The sequence below is a fragment of the Marinobacter sp. KM021 genome, from assembly GCF_050707965.1.
Classification (GTDB): domain Bacteria; phylum Pseudomonadota; class Gammaproteobacteria; order Pseudomonadales; family Oleiphilaceae; genus Marinobacter; species Marinobacter shengliensis.
Genome location: NZ_CP136129.1, coordinates 1,233,974 through 1,253,258 on the forward strand (window position 1 = coordinate 1,233,974; position 19,285 = coordinate 1,253,258).

Consider the following 19,285-nt stretch of genomic DNA (forward strand, 5'->3'; position numbering starts at 1 on the left):
CTCAGGCCGCCACCCAGCGGCCTTCGGAATACTGCTGCAGGCCGCTGTCATCCATCCGCCATAGCCAGAGCCACCGGTTTTCAACCAGGGCTCTTACGTCGTCCTGAGCCTGCAGTACTTGCTCAATTCGCTCTGCTGGCGCGTCGATCACCACGGTCAACCGTATGGGTTCATGGCGCAAACGTTCACCATCGTGAACGGATTGCCAGGGTAATCCGATGCGAAGATCGGTGCCGTTGCCCTCAACAACACCAATGTTGCCTCCCACGACCGAATGCAGCAGTTTGTTGCCCGCGCCGTAGAGCGACGGCTGGGTAACCGATCCGAAATACTGCAGGTTGATCCAGTTTGCCACCACCATCGGAGCCGACATCAGCGCAGACAACACCGAACCTGTGTCGTCCAGCTCTGGCCTGTACTCGTGAAGGAAACACCGGCCGGCAAGATTGATTGAACGGCTGCGGTGCCGGGGCGCAATAATCATGGCTGCGTTGTTTGCCAGCCCCCATTCAGGCCTGACCTCCGCCCAGTTATGGGTGCGCTTGTTGAGTTCTTTCAGGAGGCCCTCATCGGAGTGACCATTCAAACCGAGCGTTCCTGCCCGCTCACGGCGTGTGGCCACCGAAGCGCTTTCAAAGCACTGCAATAGTTCACTGGCAATCCTTTGATGGCTGGCGGGTATGGCCGTTCCCCCCAGAAGGCGTACCTGATCCGTCACCGTGCAGTGCTCCGCAGCCACAACCAGAGTGCTTTCCGGCAAGACAATGCCCCGCTCCGCCAGCCCGGCGCGCACACTGCGGTCATTAAGCAACTGTGCGGCAATGCTGGCATTAACGTCGCCGTTTTTACCGCCGCAGGCTCCGCAGGCAAGCCCGGCCTGGTTCGGATTGTTATCGGTATGAGCTCCATGGCCAACCAGCACCAGCAATGGTGCAAAATTGCCGGTCAACGACATGGATCTCAGCAGCCCCTCAGCCAGGTTAACCCGCTCTGGATCCGATAAGGGATCTCCGCCATAGCGGTGAAACAGACGGCCTTCGGGCGTCGCCTCCCTGGTTTTTCGGTTCTTATGCAAGCCGTCCCGAACCAACTTCCATGCCCACGCCAGTCCGGTGGTTTCCACCAACGTAAAGGTTGAGAGGCTACCGTATTTCGCATGTCGAACCGTTTCCCGTACCTGTTCCCGCCCGTCCAGCCGCCTGTTGCGTTCCAGGTCTGCCGAAAGACTGCCAAGGGTATCAACATAACGATAAGCCGGCGCCAGCAAACCCGGCAACCGGGCTTCATCGTCTGACGGGCCAAGTTTTTGATGCATCACGGGCAGCCCAAAGAACCCGGCAACACCAAGAGTGTCTATTTTTGCCGAAGCGCTTTCCAGGTGCCGTCTCAACACCTCTGAACGGACATCAATGCAGAACGCCGCCTGGACTTCAGGGATTCTGCTTGCCGTTTCTTCAGGTTGTTCCGCCGGGCGCCGTAACCAGTCCCTGAACTGGCGCTGCCATGCCATTTCATAGGCGCGATGCCAAACCCACATCAGTGCATCATCACCGTGAGTGTGCCTCGCCAGCTGCCCACCAGAGACCGCCTGCTGCCATTTAGCCCGCTCATCGGCCGGTAGCGCAGACGCAGCCATCCACTCGCAAGCCAGTAACACCGTAGCTAACTGGTGGCAGAGGTGGGATGGCTGGCCGTCGAGGGACGCTCGCCAATCTTCGCCGCGGCACCATGACGCCCAGCCCGGCAAATGCAGCAACAATGAATGTACCGCCGCCGTTAACTGATCTGGGGTATAGGGCAAAGCTTGAGCAAGAAAATTTGCAGCACTCTGCCAATCATCCGGAAGTTGTGCCGCCAGCGCTTTAGAAACCAGGCCCCGGGGACCGGCCATGGATAACCAGTAGCGATACAGGTCGGTACCCTTGGTATTCGTCAGCCATTGTCCCTGCCGATGATCAAAATACCGACCACAGAGCAGCCCGAGAAACTGCGTAGTCTGTGATAGCGCATCACCGTCACCCGATGGCTGAATGTGTGACAGCGCCAACCCCGGTTTCACATCACGTGGCCGTAACCGGGACAGCTGCTCAAGCAACAATTGCGTCGGCCTGTCTACCCCCTGCGCCTCGGCTGCAGCTATCAGGTCGCTCTCACGGATACGGCCGCCGTGCCAGGCCTCCAGATAGAATTCCGGCGCCATCAACATGCCCTGCCCCCTGCGGGAAACCAGTTCGATGGCGGCTTCCTCGATACCTTGATGCCTGTGGCCCCACCAGGGATTCACCGCTATCCACCGATCCAGAGGCCAGCTGGGAGCAATCCGCTCACAGGCGATGGAAACCTGATCAACAGCCTGGTTCTGATCGACATCCGGCACGCGTAAAGTGGCACTCATGATGGTTCTCCTGAAGACAGAACGTAACGGGCTTTCTTCGTTTCTTCGGTGCCATCCTGAAGCCATTGCCTGGCCCACCGTCGGGTAACCCGTTCGAACGGTTGATCAAGATACAGGCCCTGGCTGAGCGGCAGGTTCAACCGCTGCAACCAGGCCCAATCCGGCCGGAAAAGCACAAGTAGTGACATCCCGGCCAGAAGACCCAGCATTACCCAGGCCACCGCAGTGGCCGCCGGCCAGAGCACAAAATTATCTGCGCCCGCAACCGAAGGCCCCAGTACCAGGTGGAGAAGACCATATAGCGGTACCAGACTGATCGCCATGACGACAACCAATACCCGGGCACGGGCCGTGCTACCCGATGGAAGTCCGAGAACCGACGCGGCAACTGCCAGCACCAGTAACGCCGCCAGTATCGCTTTGCCCTCCACAAGCTCGGGAAGCATCCACAGCATGGCTGCCGCCAAACCTGATGCCACGCCGGCGAGGACCAGCTGCGATGCCCCCGGGCGACCGGAGAAGTAGACCGCCGTGGCCTTTACCGCCCGGCCAGACGCCAGCAATGAGTGCGCCTTGTACAGTGAGTGGGCAAGCAAATGCAGTAATGCCAGGGTGTAAGCGCCCAGCGCAATCTCAAAGAGCATAAAACCCATCTGAGCGTTGGTGGACCAGACCAGCGCGTGTTTTACCGAGCTCTGAGTCATCATGGCAAACACTGCCACGATGGCGGTCACGCCGCCAGCGACAAGCAACAGGAAGTGGCCCGCTGTAAACCCCTCAAACACCGGGAACAGCCGCAGCCAGAGGAACCCGCCGAGGTTGATTACTCCAGCATGAAGCAGTGCCGATACCGGCGTAGGCGCTTCCATCACCCGGATCAGCCACCCGTGAAATGGAATCTGTGCGCATTTGAGCACGGCGGCAACGGCAAGCAGTACTGACGCGGTCGTCAGCTCGGGGGACGAGCCACCTATTTCCCCGGCCAATGCGTAGATTTCGGGAATATGAAAACTGCCGTAGTGGTGCCAGATAGACACCACAGCACCAATAATCGCCAGATCGCCCAGGCGACTGGTAATGAACTTCTGTGCAGCGGCCAACCGGGCTTCCGACCGTTCCGGGTAGAGCGTCAGCAACTGGTGCAAGGCCAGGCTGACACCAATCCAGGCGAATGCCAGAACCAGCAGATGATTGGTGAATACCAACACCAGCACACTGGCCACTGTGGTGAGGAACCAGGGCAAGAACACCGGGAAGGCGGCATCGCCGCGCAGATAATCCCGGGAATAACGTAGAATCACCCAGGAGACAAAACTGACCATCAGCGCCATCCATACCGACAGGCCATCGGGATACAGCCCGAGCGGTGCCCCCAGTTCCGGCAACCGCGTATCCAGCCCGGCCGCCTTCAGCAACAAAAGAAAGCCCACCACACCGGTGACCACAATCAGCGTTTGCAGCAAAAACTCCGCCAGGCGCCAGCAATGGTCAATCTTGGTTTTTGATCGAGTCCAGTTGGCGAAGCCGGCCAGCGCCAGGAGCAGGATCGGCAAGGCCAGCCAGGTAGCCAGGGCGGAGGTGGAAAATACGCTGGTGATTGTCGGCATAACGAACTCCTTTTGCGAACAGAGCTACTTTGCCGATTATGAATTCATAGATAAAATGGTTTATAAAGATTAAATTGTTCGCCAAAAGAGAACAAAGGCAAATCCGGGGAATATCCATGCGCCTGAACTATCATCATTTATACTATTTCTGGAAAGTAGCCAGCACAGGCCATTTGACCCGCGCAGCGGATGCGTTGCATATCTCCCAGTCTGCGCTGTCCGGTCAGATCCGGAAACTCGAGGACAGTCTTGGCCATGAACTGTTCATCCGGGAGGGGCGACGGCTAAAACTATCCGAAGCCGGCCGCGTTGCCTTTACCTATGCGGAAGATATTTTTCGCCAGGGCGCGGAACTGGAAGCCCTTTTCCGAACCGGGCGCCAGACCAATCGGGAGGTGCTCAAGGTTGGCGCGGTAGCAACTCTGTCAAGGAACTTCCAGGAAGGCTTCCTTCGGCCATTGCTCGGCCGCCAGGATCTGGGGCTCAAGCTCCAGAGCGGTAGCCTGGAAGATCTGCTAAGAAGACTATCGGCCCACCGTTTGGATCTTATTCTGTCCAATCAACCCGTTCACGGTGACGACGAAACCCCTTGGCTATCCCGGCGTATTGCCAGGCAAACTGTCAGCATTATCGGGCCGGCGGCCGCCGAATCCCGGGTCGGCTTTCCTGACATGCTGCATGACCAACCATTGATCGTGCCGGGCCAGGACAACAATATCCGGCAGGCTTTCGATCAGCTGTGTGAGTACCACCAGATCCACCCGATTATTCTGGCTGAGGTGGACGATATGGCGATGATGCGCCTGCTGACTCGAGACAGCGGGCATTTCGCCATCCTGCCCCCGGTGGTTGTGCGTGACGAATTGCGCAAAGGCGAACTCAGAGATTACGGTGCGTTGCCGGGCGTGTTCGAAGAGTTCTATGCCATTCGTATTCGCAGGCAATTTGAGTCTCCGGCCCTTCAGGAGTTAATGGCTCAACCTCCGGAACGACTATTGACCTTTCCGGACAATGATTCTGGATGAACTGGTCTTTTGATGCGGCGCCGGGGCCGTTATAGTCATGGGGCGTAAAAATACAACAAGATCAGGAAGTAGCCATGACATCGCGCGCCCCTCGAAAACCTTCTGTCATCATAATCGGCACCGGATTTGGCGGGCTCGGCATGGCCATCCAGCTAAAAAAGGCCGGCTATGAGCAAATCACATTGCTGGAAAAAGAAGGTGCCGTTGGCGGAACCTGGCGAGACAACACCTACCCCGGCGCGGCCTGCGACGTTCAATCGCACCTTTATTCCTACTCCTTTAAGCCCAAACACGACTGGAGCCGGAAGTTTGGCCTCCAGGCCGAAATACTCGGGTACATGGAGCATTGTGTTCAGAAGTACGACCTGGCGCGCCATATCGAGTTCGACCGTGCCGTCGCCACGGCTAGCTTTGACAGCCAATCGAATGAGTGGGTAGTTGGTACGGAATCGGGGGATGAATATCGAGCTGACGTGCTGATCACGGCCACCGGGCAGCTGAACCGCCCTGCCATACCCGCCATCCCCGGCATTGACCGTTTTAAGGGTACCTGCTTCCACTCTGCGCGCTGGAACCACGATAAGGATCCAGCCAAGGCAGAAATGCTTTCGCGCGCCCTGCTCTCCCCCAGTCTTGACGTGATTAACCGGCAGAATCAGCCATGAAATTTCGTCTCGATACGTTCACCCTTCTATTGCTCGGCGCCATCGTCCTGGCGTCGTTCCTGCCGGTTACCGGGCAGGCGGCGGACCTGCTTGCCACCACCGGTACCATTGCCGTAGCCCTGCTATTCTTTTTCCATGGTGCAGCCCTATCCCGGCAACAGATTATCGACGGCGCCACCCATTGGCGCCTGCACATCCTGATTACCGCCCTGACCTTCGTGTTCTTTCCCCTGGCAGTACTGCCCATTAATGGTCTCAGCAACCTGGTGCCGGAATGGATGCCGAGGGATCTGGGGCTCGGATTTCTCTATCTGGGTGTACTTCCGTCAGCGGTGTCGTCGTCCATTGCCTATACCGCCATGGCCAGAGGCAATGTGCCTGCCGCCATATGCAGCGCTGCGGCGTCTAATGTGTTTGGAATGATGCTCACTCCGTTCTTGCTGCTTTTGCTGGTTTCTACTTCCGGAACCGGGGAGTTTGCCGTGGCTGAGGCGTTGAAAGACATCGTTCTGCAACTGTTGCTGCCTTTTGCGGTGGGGCATGCCTTCAGGCCAATGCTGGGTGGTTTCCTTTCACGCAATGAATCATTGATGGCCCGTTACGACCAGTGTGTCATCTGGATTATCGTTTATTCGGCATTCTCACACTCGGTAGTGAGTGGGCTTTGGCAGAACCTTCCACTTCAGGCCGTGGTACTGACGATCCTGCTATGCTTTGGTCTGCTTGGCTTGTTCATGCTGGTGGCGATGATGATGGTCAGAAAGCTCGGCTTCAGCCTGGAAGACGAAACCGCCGTGGTGTTCTGTGGTTCGAAGAAAAGCCTGGCATCCGGTTTGCCAATGGCCAAAGTGCTGTTCTCTGGCCATCCGGGCTTCGGCATGATTGTGCTGCCGATCATGTGCTACAACCAGATTCAGGTCATCGTCGGGGCCATCCTGGCCCAGAAGTATCGAGCGAAAATCGATCGGGCGTCAGCCGCCCATGCCTCCGAATAGGGTTGCCAGGATAACCAGACCGACGATCCACCCAATAACGGCAGGCCAGAAATTCACCATCTGCGGTGGCTGATCTGCCTGATCGGCACTGGCCTGCTCCCTGGACACCTCTTCATCCGGGTAATTTCGTGGGTCTGGCTCATGGCTTGCTTCCCGAACGCTGAACCAGTCAAACCAGTCACCCAGAAACTGCGCCACCGGACGGGGAAAACTGCCGTTCTCTGCCATCGGGCGGATCTGGGGCTCAAGGCTTTTGGCGATTTCCCTGCGTAGCGGTAACTGGTCTGCAGGCGGTTCACACAAGATGGCCTTCCAGATACCAGCATCCTGCTGGCGCTGGTTGTCGTTCATCAGGGCTTTAATCTGAATCACCACTTCGCGGACAACCTGGGCTTCGTGGGCGTCCAGCGCTCGCTCTGCGTTGCCCTCAACCCCGGATTCCTCCGTCTGCTCTCGGCGGACTTCTCCGGCGAATGGCTCGGGTTGGGCGGCGATGCTGGCCGCCGGCATGCCACCGGTTGCCTCCCTGAACGCCTGCTCCAGCGCCTGGGCCTCGTTGTCCGAGGCAAATTTCATCTGGCGCTCGTAGGCCTGCCGAATGCGTTCGCGATCTCCGGTCGGCTCGATGCCAAGGATGTCCCAGCAATTCATAAAACAGTCACTCCGGATCTGTAAAATCTGTAATCTTTATAGAGACAAATCAATCGTTCTCCCCTAGGATTCAGGGAGAACCACAACAAATCAGTCCGCTCGGCAGATTATAGAACGACACCCATGCGCATTACGAATTACCTGTCAGAAAATCGCGCTAACCGGCTCCGCACGCGCAGAACCTTCGGCCATTCCCTGCTTGCCTCAGCCATTTTCGCCCTGTCGACCAGCACTGCCGGTGCAGACACCAGTGTTCCTGAGTTCAGCAATGGACTGGTGGCGTTTGGCGAAGACATTCCAGAGGTCCTGACCACCACCCGGCTGCGCCAGCCCAAAACCCGGGTTCCCGGAAGTACCACCGTGATCACCGGTGATATGATTCGGGACCTTGGCATCCAGAACCTGTACGAGGTGTTCCGCCTGGTTCCTGGCATGGTGGTCAATTTCGTTGGTAGCCACCAACCGGTTACCACCTACCATGGCACTGTGCATTATGAACAGCGTCGTATGCAGGTCCTGGTAGACGGTCGAACTGCGCATAAGGCAACCCTGTCTGATATGGACTGGGAAACCATGCCGGTGCCTCTTGAGATGATTGAACGCATAGAAGTAGCCCGGGGGCCCAACTCGGCTGCCTACGGCATTAATGCCTTCCTGGGCACCATCAATATTATTACGCGGGACCCAGCCGATACCGCAGGCGTCGAGGCGCGAGTGGTTCGAGGCTCCCGGGGCCACCTTCGAACCTTTGGTTCAGTCGGTAACGCCGACCCGGATATGGATTGGCGATTAACCTATGAAAAGCGCAAGTTCGATGGCTTCGACTACCAGGTAGATGGCGGCGAACGCTTTCCATTCCATGATGGCCACGACATCAACTCCTTTACCTATGATTCCCGCGTCAAGATCAACGACCGCACGGATGTTGAGCTGCGGGGCGGCGTTGTGGATGGCATGAATTACCAGGACAAGGACAAAAGCGGCGAGCTGAACCCGTTCGAGAATCCGGATATTGATGTGCGGGACTACTACCTGCAATCCAAACTGAACGTTATTGCTTCCGAGCGCCATTTTTTCCATGTTATGGCCAGTGTTCAAAATTTTGACCGTCGGCAACAGTACACCGTTGGCTTTCCGGATAGCACTGTGCAGTGCCTCAGAGACAACACACCGCTGTATCAGTACACCTATTCCTTGGATGGGAGTCGAGAACGGCTCTGCTTTGTTGACGGGGGTGGCGCGCCCGCCATTGCCCAGGTAGACGCGGATTCAGAGGATACGCGCCTGGAACTGGAGTTTCAGGACACCATTCTGCTCAGCGACGACCTGAGAATCGTCTCCGGCGCTGGATTCCGGAAAGATACTTACCGCTCTGAGACTTACTTCAACGGCCGAGGTAACAATTACCAATCCCGCTTCTTCGGCAACGTGGAATATACGCCGATAAATTGGCTCACCCTTAACGCAGGCGGTAACTGGGAGCGCACAAGCACAACAGACGATCACTACTTCTCGCCCCGGTTGGCTGCGAACTTCACACTTAATAGCCGGCACGCCCTCCGCTTTGTCTATTCCCAGGCGGTCAGAACCCCGGACGGTTTCGAGCAGAATCCGGACTGGGGATACACCCTTCGCAATGTCCGCCCTGCGATTTATTCCGATCTTGAGGGCCGCAGGGTAACAACTGCGGATGCGTACGAAGACCTGGGGTGGCTTACGCTCGGCAAAGACCTGAGGGAAGAACGAATCATTTCCCGGGAAGTCAGCTACTTCGGCCAGTTCCCGCTAGAGCGGGCCATGCTGTCTCTGGAAGTGCGGGGCTTCAAGGATGAAATGCGGGACATGATCAGCGGTGTTATTCAGCTCAAGGACTGGAGCATCGACAACAACGTTGCCGTGGATCAGCAAGGCTTTGAAGTGGAAGCAATGATTGAATACCCCGGCACAACCTTCCGTGCCAGCTACGGCTACCTGGATCAGGATACCTGGTACACCGGTCAGCCAATCATCAACCAGGACGGTGATCTGGATACTGGAAAACAGGACCAGGCGGTCAGTCTGCTGACCCGGCTTTCTGTGCGACATTCCGGCAGTCTGGCACTGATTCAGGACCTGCCGTGGGGGCTCAAGGCCTCATCCGCCTTCTACTGGGCAGACGAATTTGGGCGTAGTCAATTCGAGCGCATTGATGCGAGAGTTGCCAAGCGCTTCTATCAGCCGCGGTATACCGCTGAAGTGGCCTTTACCATGCAACACTATCTGAACCGGGAAGCAGAACTGAGCTCCGATAACAACATCGAAGACCACAACCAGTTCTTTGTGGAGGCAGGAGTCCGGTTCTGACACTATGCTGAAAGGATTGACCAACGGGATAGCACACCAATCGGGACGGTATGATCTCATCCAGATTTTCTGACACTAAACTGCCACGAGTCCTGCAAGGGATCAGCCGAGCCGCGATGGTGGTGGCGCTGATGCTTCTGCTGCCATGGTCCCCTTTTGTCTCCGGTCAGAACGGTGAGCCAACACTGCCGACTATCTACATTGCAGGCTCAGGCAACACATCTTTGGACCAACATGTTACCCGCCTACTACGTGAACAGATCGGAGATACGGCAGAACTGGTGTTCATCCATGATGATCAAAGCCTGCGTACATCAGGCAGCCCCGTCATCACCATTGGCCCAGCCGCATTTAACCGTATTCGTCAGATCAACAGGAACACACCGATACTGGCGTTGCTGGTAGAGCGCAAGTTTATCCAAGGGTACGTTAACCGCACTCCGGGACAGGTGTCTGCCGTCTTCTATGACGTTCCGTTATTGCGGCAGGCACTGGCCGGTAAGGCGATACTGCCTCAGTCCAATCGCATTGCATTGCTGGCTTCCACGGAGTCTGTCGAGATCTATGAAGATTTGATTGACCAGCTGGCGGAGTACAGTCTCGAAGCACGCGCATTCGTCACGGATAGCGACGACCAGTTGATTCCTACCCTTATCAGGGCCCTGAACTACGGTGATTTTCTGCTCGCCGGCTCTGACGACGCCATCTACAACCCCAGAAATATCAAGCACATCCTGCTGACAGCCTATCGGCGTAACCGGATTGTCATTGGTCCCAGCCAGGCTTATGTCAAGGCGGGCGTACTGGCCTCCGGCTATGCCCCATTTCCTGCGATGGCTGCCAAGGCTGGCGAATTGCTCCAGGCATACTTTGAAACCGGGATTCTTCCTGAACCCGCGTATCCGAACGAGTTTCGTGTTGAGGTCAACGAGCAAGTGGCCCGATCACTCAACATTCCGCTCCCGAGCCGTGAATGGATATCGCAGTATCTGGACGACCTGATGCTATCCAGCCAGGAGGATTTGGAATGAACAGGCAGAATGCATCCCTGTCCAGAAAACTTCTGTTGCTTGGGGCCTTGCCAGCCGTTGTCATGTTTGTTGCGTTAATGGCATTTTTTACCTCGGCCCGGCTGGAGGACGCGCGTACCGACCTGGCTGAAAGCAGCCAGATGCTGGCGGACAGCCTGGCCCCGGCACTCGAGTACGCTGTGGTTTCCGGCAATATTGCCGCCCTTGAGCAGACACTGAATCAGTCACTACGGCGAAGCAAAGCCGAGTGGATACGCGTAACCGATGTGGTCGGAAAAGAACTCGGCTTTGTCAGCAATAGTCTTGACAGCTCGTCACAGCGACACCATAACTTCGACATTTATTCTGCGGAAATCCTGCAGGAACCCCTGGACCTTGGAGCAGGCACTGGCTGGTTCAACCCCGGCTATGGGTTCAGTTCTGGTTCGTTACGGGTTGGTGCAGTTGAAGTGGGCGTCGAACCGCGCGTGCTGGCCGATCGTCAGCAGAGTATTCTGTGGTCTTCTATCGCAGTTGGTGTCGCCATGCTGCTGTTCACCATCGTTCTGGTTAACCATTTCCTCAATAATATCCTGCAGCCCATTCGCAAGGTGGCAAGCCGGGTTGATCAACTGATTACCGGCGACTATGACTCCCAGCCCGTGACCACCAAGGGAAACTCCAAAGAGATTGTCGCCATACAGAAACAACTGAACGAGCTGGCGGACCATCTGGAGAAGCTCAGAACCACTCGCGACCAGACCCTCGCGGTGTCGGAAGAGGCCCGGGAAAAGGCCGAACTGGCAAGCCATGCCAAATCTGAATTCCTTGCAACCATGAGCCACGAGCTCAGAACCCCGCTCAATGGGGTACTGGGAATGGTTGAGTTAATCCAGGAGGAACCGTTAACCAAGCGACAGCGGGATTACCTGGGCACTGCCCGGCAGGCGACAGAGGACCTGCTTACCGTCATTTCCGATATTCTCGATTATGCCCGTATGGACAGCGGCACTCTGGAACTGGAACACCAGGAGTTTGATCTAAGGTCCATTCTGGCCAACTGTGCGGCTTCCTATCGCCATGCAGCAGAGCAGCAAGGCCTGGCACTGGATATCAATTTTCTGGGAGACTGGCCAGACAAACCGGTGGTGGTTGGCGACGCACCTCGAGTCCGACAGATTCTGGCAGGGCTGCTGGATAATTCGATTAAATATACCGCGAACGGTTTTGTCAGTGTTCGCGCAAGTTGGTTATCGCTTGAGAGCGGCTGTGTGCTTTTCGGCTGTTCAGTCAGTGATTCCGGAGCGGGTATTCCCAGTGACCGCCTCCACAATATTTTCCACACATTCGAGCAAGTTGACTCCGGTAACACCCGTGCCCATGACGGCGCCGGACTGGGGCTCTCTCTGGTTCAGCGGTTGGTGGAACTGATGGGTGGCCATATTCAGGTGGAATCAGATTTCGGAGAGGGCTCCTCGTTCCGTTTTGAGCTGCCATTCGAGCTGGCGGATGCCCCGGCTACGGTTCAACCGGAGTTCACGGATATCCCGAGGGAGCAGTTGGGAAAAAAATCCTGGGCCCTGGTGGTCGAGGACAATGAGGTGAACCAGAAGGTCTCCACCACGCTGCTGAACAAGCTCGGTTTTGAAACCGATACCGCGAATAACGGCCAGGAAGCGGTCGACAAGGTAAAAAACAAACACGAAGGCTACGATGTCATCCTGATGGATTGCCAGATGCCGGTGATGGACGGCTACCAGGCAACCCGAATGATTCGCGAATGGGAACAGGGGAACGGCCAATGCGGTACGCCGATCATCGCCCTGACGGCTGATGTCTCAACAGAAACCGAGGCCAGCTGCCGGGCCAGCGGCATGAATGATTACATACCCAAGCCGGTACGCCGCGAGACGCTCAGGGAAGTACTAAGCCGCTGGATTCGATTGTAAAGAACCGGCGAGCTTACGCTACCGGTTCACGCATGGTGACAAATTCTTCCGCTGAGGTCGGGTGAATGCCCATGGTTGAGTCAAACTGCGCCTTGGTGGCACCGGCCTTGATAGCAACGGCCAGCCCCTGAATGATCTCGCCGGCGTCTGGCCCCACCATATGAGCGCCGAGCACCTTGTCGGTCTCATCGTCCACCACCAGTTTCATCAGGCATCTCTCGTCCCGTCCGCTCAATGCGTATTTCATCGGTCGGAACTCTGAACGGTAAATGCGCAGCCTGTACCCGGCTTCCCTGGCCTCTTCCTCAGTCAGACCAACGGTACCGATATTCGGCTGGCAAAACACAGCGGTCGGAATAGCACTGTAATCCATATCGCCCTGACCGTCACCAAACAGCCGACGAGACAGCACCATGGCCTGGGCCAGTGCCACTGGAGTGAGCTGCGGTGTGCCTATGACATCGCCAAGCGCTGTGATTGATGGTACGGATGTCTGGAAATGGTCATCCACAACGATGTGCCCCGAAGCGTTGAGTTCAATACCCAGTTCTGTCAGCCCCAGACCATCAACCAGGGCTCTCCGGCCCGTTGCCGCCATCACAAGGCCCGTTTCAAGGCGTTCTCCATCAGACAACATAACCTGATAGTGGGCGCCCTGGGTCTCAATGGATTCGATGGTTGCGTTGAAACGCAAGTCGACGCCCTTTTTCCGCATTTCCTGCTCGGTGAACCGGCGCACATCGTTATCAAAGCCCCGCAGGAACAGATCCCCCCTGTACAACAGGGTGGTTTCCACCCCTAGCCCGGCCAGTATACCGGCGAACTCCACCGCAATATAACCACCACCCCAAACCACGGCATGACGGGGTAATTGCGGAAGGTAGAACATTTCGTTGGAGGTAAGGATGCAGTCTTTACCGGGAACATCCGGCACTACCGGCCAGCTTCCAGTCGCAACAGTGATGTGTTTTGTACGATAGCTCCGCTCGCCTACCGTGACGGTATTGGCATCACTGATGGTTGCCGTGCCATTGATGATCTCAACTCCGGCATTCTCGAGCAGGCGGCCATAGATGCCATTCAGGCGCTCAATCTCAGCGTTTTTGTTTGCCACCAGTGTGGGCCAGTCGAAGCTGACCTGATCCAGCGGAACTCGCCAGCCATAGCCTGCGGCATCTTCCAGTTCGTCATGAACTTGGGCGCCGTACACAAACAGTTTTTTCGGAACACAGCCAACGTTAACACAGGTACCCCCAAGGTAGCGGGACTCAACCACGGCAACCTTCGCGCCCCGCTGTGCCGACATTCTAGCCAAGCGGACCCCACCGGAACCGGCACCAATTACGATCAAATCAAAATCATGGCTGTCTGACACATTCACTCCTGATGACAAATACTGTGTTAATGCGGCGTTGCCTCGTTCCGGGCGTCACTAGCTTCAGATCCAATTTCCCGGAACAGGACATGATCTTCAAAATCACCCAGGCGTATCTTACCCAGGCTGCGGAAGCCCTCGGATTCGTAAAACGGCAGATATCGGCTGTTACCGGTATCCAGTACCAGCCCCTTGCCCCGGGGATTTTCCTCACAAAGCTTCTCGACCGCTTTGAGCAAAACCCGACCATACCCCTGATTCTGGTATTTTGGGTTGACCCCCATCAAAGGCAACTGATGAGCCTGCGGGTGCGGCAACAGGTCGCGGATTTTCTGATGGTAATCCAGGTATCGGCGAGTCGAGGCAAACCCCGCCGTCAGCACCATGCGAATTCGCCAGCTAAGCTGCTCGGCGAGGTTCATCCGGAGTTCCGGGTCGCCGATGAAGGCCACGGCAATCAGGGTATCCCCTTTCATCACACCAACGGCATCCTGATTGAGCTCAAGGTACAGGTCGATCAGCTCTCTCACCGTGGCTCTTACCCGCTGGTCATAACCGGCCCGGCGATGATCAAACAGGTACTGGAACGTTGGATCTTCCCGGTACGCATGGCAAAGAATCGACTGGGCCTCGTTGCGGGCAGTCTCATCAAGACGAACCACGACAGCATCAGAATTATTATTGTTTTCCTGCTTATCACGCATTTACTCGCGCTCCTCCGGAATGACCGGTCAGCTTGGGGCATGCCCCTTTCAGATCGTCAGTGTCAGCCGCACGGATACCCGCCCCGGCTCATTTCCCCTGTCCATGGCAGCTTGATCTACGATCACCCCATGCCGGGCGTCAAGCTGTTCCAGCCAGGCCGCTACCTCTGCGAACGGTGCGGCTTCAAGCCAGACCCGGATGGCAGACTCGCCGCTTGGCTCAAATCGCTGCAGCGAAAGCCCCGCTTCACCTGCGGAGCGGGTAACCAGGGCCATCAGAGCCCGGCCGTCCTCGGGCTTTTCAACGCCGGCCCCCGCCGATGAACCGGAACCTGCGCCACCAAGGCGACGAATGGTTGCCTGGTTTGCCTGCATCCAGGCCAGAAGTTGCTCGGCATTTTCACGACTGGCTTCCGCCTGGTTGCTGAAATCAGCCACAGGCCGCCAGATGCCAAAATAGAGAATGGCCAACAGCAAAGCAATGCCCAGCATCACCAGCGCCTGCCTGTCCCGCACCGGCAGTTGATCGTATCTCGCGATAAGCTTACCGACCGCCGGCTGGTCTTTAATTCGTGCCCACATGGCGTTAGCCTCCCGAAACCGTCAACCGGCCACGGGAGCCGGAGCTTTCATTAACCACAGAACCAATCTGCGCACGCAATCCCTGATTGGCCAGGCCGTTTCTCAGATTACTCATCCGTTCATAACTGTCGGCCCGGACGTCTACCACTAGCTCTCCCCGGTTCCGGCTGTAGTTGATGGAATTAAAGGTAACCGCCTGAGCATTCGCAACCCGGCTGTACTGATCTCCGGTGTATTTCATCAGGGTGATGAAATCCACTTCTTCCCGGCCAGCGCCGGCCACCCTCAACTGGCCCTCAATCACCCGGCGCACATTGCCCGCGTGGGTACGGCGGTCAGCGGGAAAAGCGTCACGGTAGATGGCCATGGCCTGGCTTTGCAGCTCCTCGGCCTCCTGGTTGTGATACACACCCATACCAATCTCAAGCCCCAGCTGAATCACAAACCAGACGGACGCAACCGCAATCAGTGGCTTCCAGGGCTTCAACGGGCTGCTGCCGTTCGTTTTAACGGAGAAGGCGCCCTGGCATAGATTGACCGGGTGACACATATGATGATGGTGGGACCACGCCAGCAGCTCCAGCGCCGTAAATTCCAGAGGCTTCTGCGCCAGATGTACCCGGCCATCGGCACCGCTCAGTTCCAACAATGCCGGCTGCCAGAGTTCCAGCTCGGGCTCGGTTCCATAAACAGTGACCGGTATCTCCGCGACCACTTCTTCAGTGGCTGGCGCCGCCAGGGTAACACCCAGCATGCCTAGATTGGCGGTCTGCAGTCGCAGCCACTCACCTCTATGACTTACCAGCATGGCCCACTCGCCGTCGAGGCAGGCGGTCCAGCCGTTATCAGTTGTCGGCAACAGGGAGGCATCCGGGTAAATGGCATCCAGGCGCACATGCTCCCAACCTGTAAACAGCTCTAACCACTGCCCCATTTGGGATTGATCTATTGCCGCGACATGGTATCCATCCGAAGTATGACGGCCAAGCGCCAGGTGAACGCTCTCGATGTCCTGGGCAATCTGTTCTTCCACCGCGTATGGCAGCGCCTGGTGTACGAACCGGCTTTGCTTGGCCGGAATATCAGCCAGGCAAAACAGGGCTTCGTCACCCGGAATAAGGCCGATCAGCAGCACTTTTTCCAATGCATTCTGGCCGAGGGTCTGCTCAATCGCATCCCGGGTATCTGCCGCACCACTGGCCTGGGTATCGCCACTGGCATCCTGTAACAGCCAGCTGAACAGCTGTGATTCCGGGTTCTGGTCCAGGTCTGCGAAGGGCGGGACCGGCCGAACAAAAAGGCGGTAAGACATGGCTATCCTTCTGAGAATGTATATGGCTCTTTGGTGATGCGATTCTTTTGCCCGGAATCCCTGTGCACCGTCCGGACTTCACCCTCCGGACTCCTGAATACCGTGCTGACCATATTAACGACACGATTATCGTAGGTAATCCGTGAAACAACTTCAAAAAAACGGGTTTTCAAGGTCAGCCCGGTGGTTTTCAGGCCCATACCGGAAAACTCTGGCAAGGCGAGGAAATCCTGCAAATTCTCAAACCGCTCTTCTTCTCTCTTGGCCAGAACTGACTCTGCCTGAGCTTCCGTCATGTCATCGTGCAACGACATCAACACCGCGCCAGTGGCGGTATTCACGTTGATCCCGATACCACTGACCGGCAGCGTACTGACATGGGGCCTGAGCGCCACATAGATCTCCTCAGTCATCCCATCGATCAGGCGTAATTCGGTGATTGACACAAACGGCTGATTGGCCGCCCGATACGCCGGCTCCGCTATCAGGTACTGGCCATCTTCGGCGCCATAGGCACTGATCGTCTGGTCATCTGCATCAATCCAGTCAATCAGTGCGTCGACTGAAACAGCGGTAATGCCGAGAGCCCGGAACAGCCGCACCAGTCTGTCGCGGGTCAAAGGGTCTACCTGGCCGTTTGGGGTAACCAGATCATTGAGATTGATGCGCCCTGCCAGGTCATCTATCTGAACCTCCGCCACACCGTTGTCGTCCAGTGGCAGGATGGCAGCATATTGAGCCCAGAATTCATCGGGGCTGTCCACCATCACGCCGTCCTCCCGGTCCTGCTCAAAATCGCGTACCAGAATCCGGCGGGCGAACTCTTCGGCGCCCAGTGCAATGCTGTGCCCCTGCTGCTGCGCCAGGTAATGCCCGGCCTTGAACACCTGAACACTTTGTTGCCTGCTCATGCCGGTGGCCAGCATCACCACCAGCGCCATGGCCAGCAGCACCATGATCAGCGCTACGCCCTGCTGTCCGGACGGCTTACTCCTGACCGGTTGCCGCTTCATGTGCCGGCCCCTTGCTGGGTATCCTGAACTTCCTGAGATTCTTCTTCATCGGTATCCGAGTTGCCAGTTGCCTCCTGCTGCTGGTTAACCACGGCCTGTGCCTGGGCAAGGTCAAAGTCAGCCAGGGCAAAGGTTCTGACCAGTTCTCCGAACAGTTCATGCTCCAGAGTAATTTCAATGCCCCTCGGCATGGGCAGCACCGGCCTGGCACCGGGCGACAGGCTGGCGAGGTCCTGATCTGACGGCCAGTCATCCTGCCAGTTCAGTTGACTGTTCAGAAAGCGAATTTCAAGAGACACCACGTTGTCCAGTAACAGCAGATCCTGGCTATTGTCTTCCTGTCCCTGGTCAACCGTCGGCCAATAGCGGCGCCGGAGCTCGGTCCCGGTGTATTCCCAGGCAACCCGTTGCAGCCCACTACGCCTCAGGCCGAGGGGGTTTCGCCAGCCCTGGCGGGTTAATACCAGTTCAAAGGCGTCCTCACGACTGCTGAGTGCAGGCCGGAAGTCGCCGTAGACGTCCCGAATCGGCCGGTTAACCAATTGGTTCAGGTCCCGCTCCAGCAATAACATGGTTTTTTGGAGGTTTTCGAACTCACCAGACACGTCGTTCACCCGGTCACGCGCAGTCACCACGCCATTGATCACCTGCCAGACTCCGAGGCCGATAACAGCGGTGATGGTCACCGCAATCAACACTTCCATCAGGGTAAAACCGGAACTGGTATGAAGACCTGAATAGCCTGAACGGGAGCGCATCACTGCTCCCCAAGAAATGCTGACAGGGTATGCACAGGAACCGGATCGCCCCCACTGTCAGTGTAGCGGGCAACGGTTACTTCCACCCGGCGCATGCTCGGCTCGGCGGTACCTTGAACAACCGTGGTGACCCGCCACCGGTACTGGCCGAAATCCTGATCATCGGAGTTTTCGGAAATGCCCGGCAACGCCTCTTGCAAACGGAGTTCGTTGATCCGGTTATCTGCCACCCAGCCGGCCAGGGTTTTATCGCGAACCCGTTCGTAGCTTGAAATGTATTGACTGCCTACCTCCGCCGCTGCAGTGGCTATCAAACCGAACACCAGCAAGGCAATCAGCACTTCAAGCAGAGTGAAACCTCCGGCGCGGTTTACCATGCCTCATCCTCACTGCCCGGTTTGCGCCACTGGAGCGGGGATACACCGTCGGACTCAATCACGTGCATGTCGTCGGTGTTGCTGCCGATGGTGAACTCAAGAATAAAGGGTGTGGTTTCGCCACTGGAGAAAAACACCACGTCCGGGCGCAGACGATCTTCTGCCGAGGTCAGGCGGGGCGCGTCGTTTTCAATGTAATCAGTGAGGGCTAGCCATTCAGGCAAGGGCCTGGCACGGAACAGCCGCTCCCCGGACATCTTCCATTCACCGGTATCATCCTGATACGACACGAATCGATAGTTGTCGTCCTCGATTAACAGCCCAAGCTCCAGATTGTTCAGGATTGCCTGTTCCGATGCGGTTTGCATCAGCAGGAACAGATCCTGAACGGTATTCTCCAACTCACGCTTCTGGGAACTTCCGGCCATGTTGAACACCGCCAACGCGGCCAGAAGCCCGACAATAATCAGGACAACCAGAATTTCAATCAGCGTAAAACCGATTTGGTTCGCCCTGCGTTTCAC

The 19,285-nt window shown here is 56.9% G+C and carries 17 protein-coding genes; 6 read left to right on the forward strand and 11 right to left on the reverse strand.

All coding sequences use genetic code 11. The features are described from left to right. Position 1 precedes the first annotated feature (1 nt). Positions 2 to 2,395, reverse strand: a complete 2,394-nt coding sequence (locus RVM24_RS05780) for a YbcC family protein (RefSeq protein ID WP_431475092.1) — start codon at positions 2,393 to 2,395, stop codon at positions 2 to 4. Continuing rightward, positions 2,392 to 4,002, reverse strand: coding sequence for an NADH-quinone oxidoreductase subunit L (locus RVM24_RS05785; protein WP_431475093.1), 1,611 nt, complete (start codon positions 4,000 to 4,002; stop codon positions 2,392 to 2,394). The genes RVM24_RS05780 and RVM24_RS05785 overlap by 4 nt, the downstream gene beginning before the upstream one ends. Before the next feature lie 116 nt (positions 4,003 to 4,118). On the opposite strand from RVM24_RS05785, the gene RVM24_RS05790 reads away from it, so the two are divergent. The 3 genes from RVM24_RS05790 to RVM24_RS05800 all read left to right on the forward strand — a co-directional run bounded on the left by RVM24_RS05790 (position 4,119) and on the right by RVM24_RS05800 (position 6,687). Then, complete coding sequence (locus RVM24_RS05790) at positions 4,119 to 5,027, forward strand: LysR family transcriptional regulator (RefSeq protein ID WP_431475094.1); 909 nt, start codon at positions 4,119 to 4,121, stop codon at positions 5,025 to 5,027. Between the two features lie 74 nt (positions 5,028 to 5,101). Then, positions 5,102 to 5,692 carry a flavin-containing monooxygenase gene (locus RVM24_RS05795; RefSeq protein WP_431475095.1) on the forward strand — a complete coding sequence of 197 codons (591 nt, stop codon included), beginning with the start codon at positions 5,102 to 5,104 and terminating at the stop codon, positions 5,690 to 5,692. Further along, entirely contained in the window at positions 5,689 to 6,687 is a 999-nt protein-coding gene (locus tag RVM24_RS05800; protein ID WP_431475096.1) for a bile acid:sodium symporter family protein, read from the forward strand. Before RVM24_RS05795 ends, RVM24_RS05800 begins: the two co-directional genes overlap by 4 nt. Here the strand turns inward: RVM24_RS05800 and RVM24_RS05805 are convergent. Further along, the gene (locus RVM24_RS05805; RefSeq protein WP_431475097.1) at positions 6,664 to 7,338 is read right to left on the reverse strand and encodes a J domain-containing protein; all 675 of its coding nucleotides are present in this window, start codon (positions 7,336 to 7,338) and stop codon (positions 6,664 to 6,666) included. The two genes, RVM24_RS05800 and RVM24_RS05805, sit on opposite strands and share 24 nt — an antisense overlap. A 123-nt stretch (positions 7,339 to 7,461) precedes the next feature. Here RVM24_RS05805 and RVM24_RS05810 point away from each other — a divergent pair, with 123 nt between their 5' ends. From RVM24_RS05810 to RVM24_RS05820, 3 genes are all read left to right on the forward strand, one after another. Then, positions 7,462 to 9,681 carry a TonB-dependent receptor plug domain-containing protein gene (locus RVM24_RS05810; protein WP_431475098.1) on the forward strand — a complete coding sequence of 740 codons (2,220 nt, stop codon included), beginning with the start codon at positions 7,462 to 7,464 and terminating at the stop codon, positions 9,679 to 9,681. A 131-nt stretch (positions 9,682 to 9,812) separates the two neighbouring features. Further along, positions 9,813 to 10,712, forward strand: a complete 900-nt coding sequence (locus RVM24_RS05815; protein ID WP_431475099.1) for an ABC transporter substrate-binding protein — start codon at positions 9,813 to 9,815, stop codon at positions 10,710 to 10,712. After that, positions 10,709 to 12,640 carry a HAMP domain-containing hybrid sensor histidine kinase/response regulator gene (locus RVM24_RS05820; protein WP_106695824.1) on the forward strand — a complete coding sequence of 644 codons (1,932 nt, stop codon included), beginning with the start codon at positions 10,709 to 10,711 and terminating at the stop codon, positions 12,638 to 12,640. Before RVM24_RS05815 ends, RVM24_RS05820 begins: the two co-directional genes overlap by 4 nt. A gap of 13 nt (positions 12,641 to 12,653) precedes the next feature. Here the strand turns inward: RVM24_RS05820 and gorA are convergent, their stop codons facing one another. From gorA to gspH, 8 genes are read right to left on the reverse strand one after another with little or no spacing between them, the layout of a single operon-like run. Further along, the gene (gorA, locus tag RVM24_RS05825) at positions 12,654 to 14,015 is read right to left on the reverse strand and encodes a glutathione-disulfide reductase (RefSeq protein ID WP_431475100.1); all 1,362 of its coding nucleotides are present in this window, start codon (positions 14,013 to 14,015) and stop codon (positions 12,654 to 12,656) included. Between the two features lie 26 nt (positions 14,016 to 14,041). Next, a complete protein-coding gene (locus RVM24_RS05830; protein WP_061333398.1) occupies positions 14,042 to 14,719 on the reverse strand; it encodes a GNAT family N-acetyltransferase in 678 nt (225 codons plus the stop codon). Positions 14,720 to 14,767: 48 nt separating this feature from the next. Next, entirely contained in the window at positions 14,768 to 15,301 is a 534-nt protein-coding gene (gene gspM / locus RVM24_RS05835; RefSeq protein ID WP_058091055.1) for a type II secretion system protein GspM, read from the reverse strand. 4 nt (positions 15,302 to 15,305) lie between these two features. Then, a complete protein-coding gene (gene gspL / locus RVM24_RS05840; RefSeq protein ID WP_061333399.1) occupies positions 15,306 to 16,613 on the reverse strand; it encodes a type II secretion system protein GspL in 1,308 nt (435 codons plus the stop codon). A gap of 2 nt (positions 16,614 to 16,615) precedes the next feature. Then, positions 16,616 to 17,626, reverse strand: coding sequence for a type II secretion system minor pseudopilin GspK (gene gspK, locus RVM24_RS05845; protein WP_431475101.1), 1,011 nt, complete (start codon positions 17,624 to 17,626; stop codon positions 16,616 to 16,618). After that, positions 17,623 to 18,384, reverse strand: a complete 762-nt coding sequence (gene gspJ / locus RVM24_RS05850; RefSeq protein WP_106695828.1) for a type II secretion system minor pseudopilin GspJ — start codon at positions 18,382 to 18,384, stop codon at positions 17,623 to 17,625. Before gspJ ends, gspK begins: the two co-directional genes overlap by 4 nt. Beyond that, positions 18,384 to 18,761 carry a type II secretion system minor pseudopilin GspI gene (gspI, locus tag RVM24_RS05855; protein WP_431475102.1) on the reverse strand — a complete coding sequence of 126 codons (378 nt, stop codon included), beginning with the start codon at positions 18,759 to 18,761 and terminating at the stop codon, positions 18,384 to 18,386. Before gspI ends, gspJ begins: the two co-directional genes overlap by 1 nt. Continuing rightward, positions 18,755 to 19,285, reverse strand: coding sequence for a type II secretion system minor pseudopilin GspH (gene gspH, locus RVM24_RS05860; RefSeq protein WP_431475103.1), 531 nt, complete (start codon positions 19,283 to 19,285; stop codon positions 18,755 to 18,757). Before gspH ends, gspI begins: the two co-directional genes overlap by 7 nt.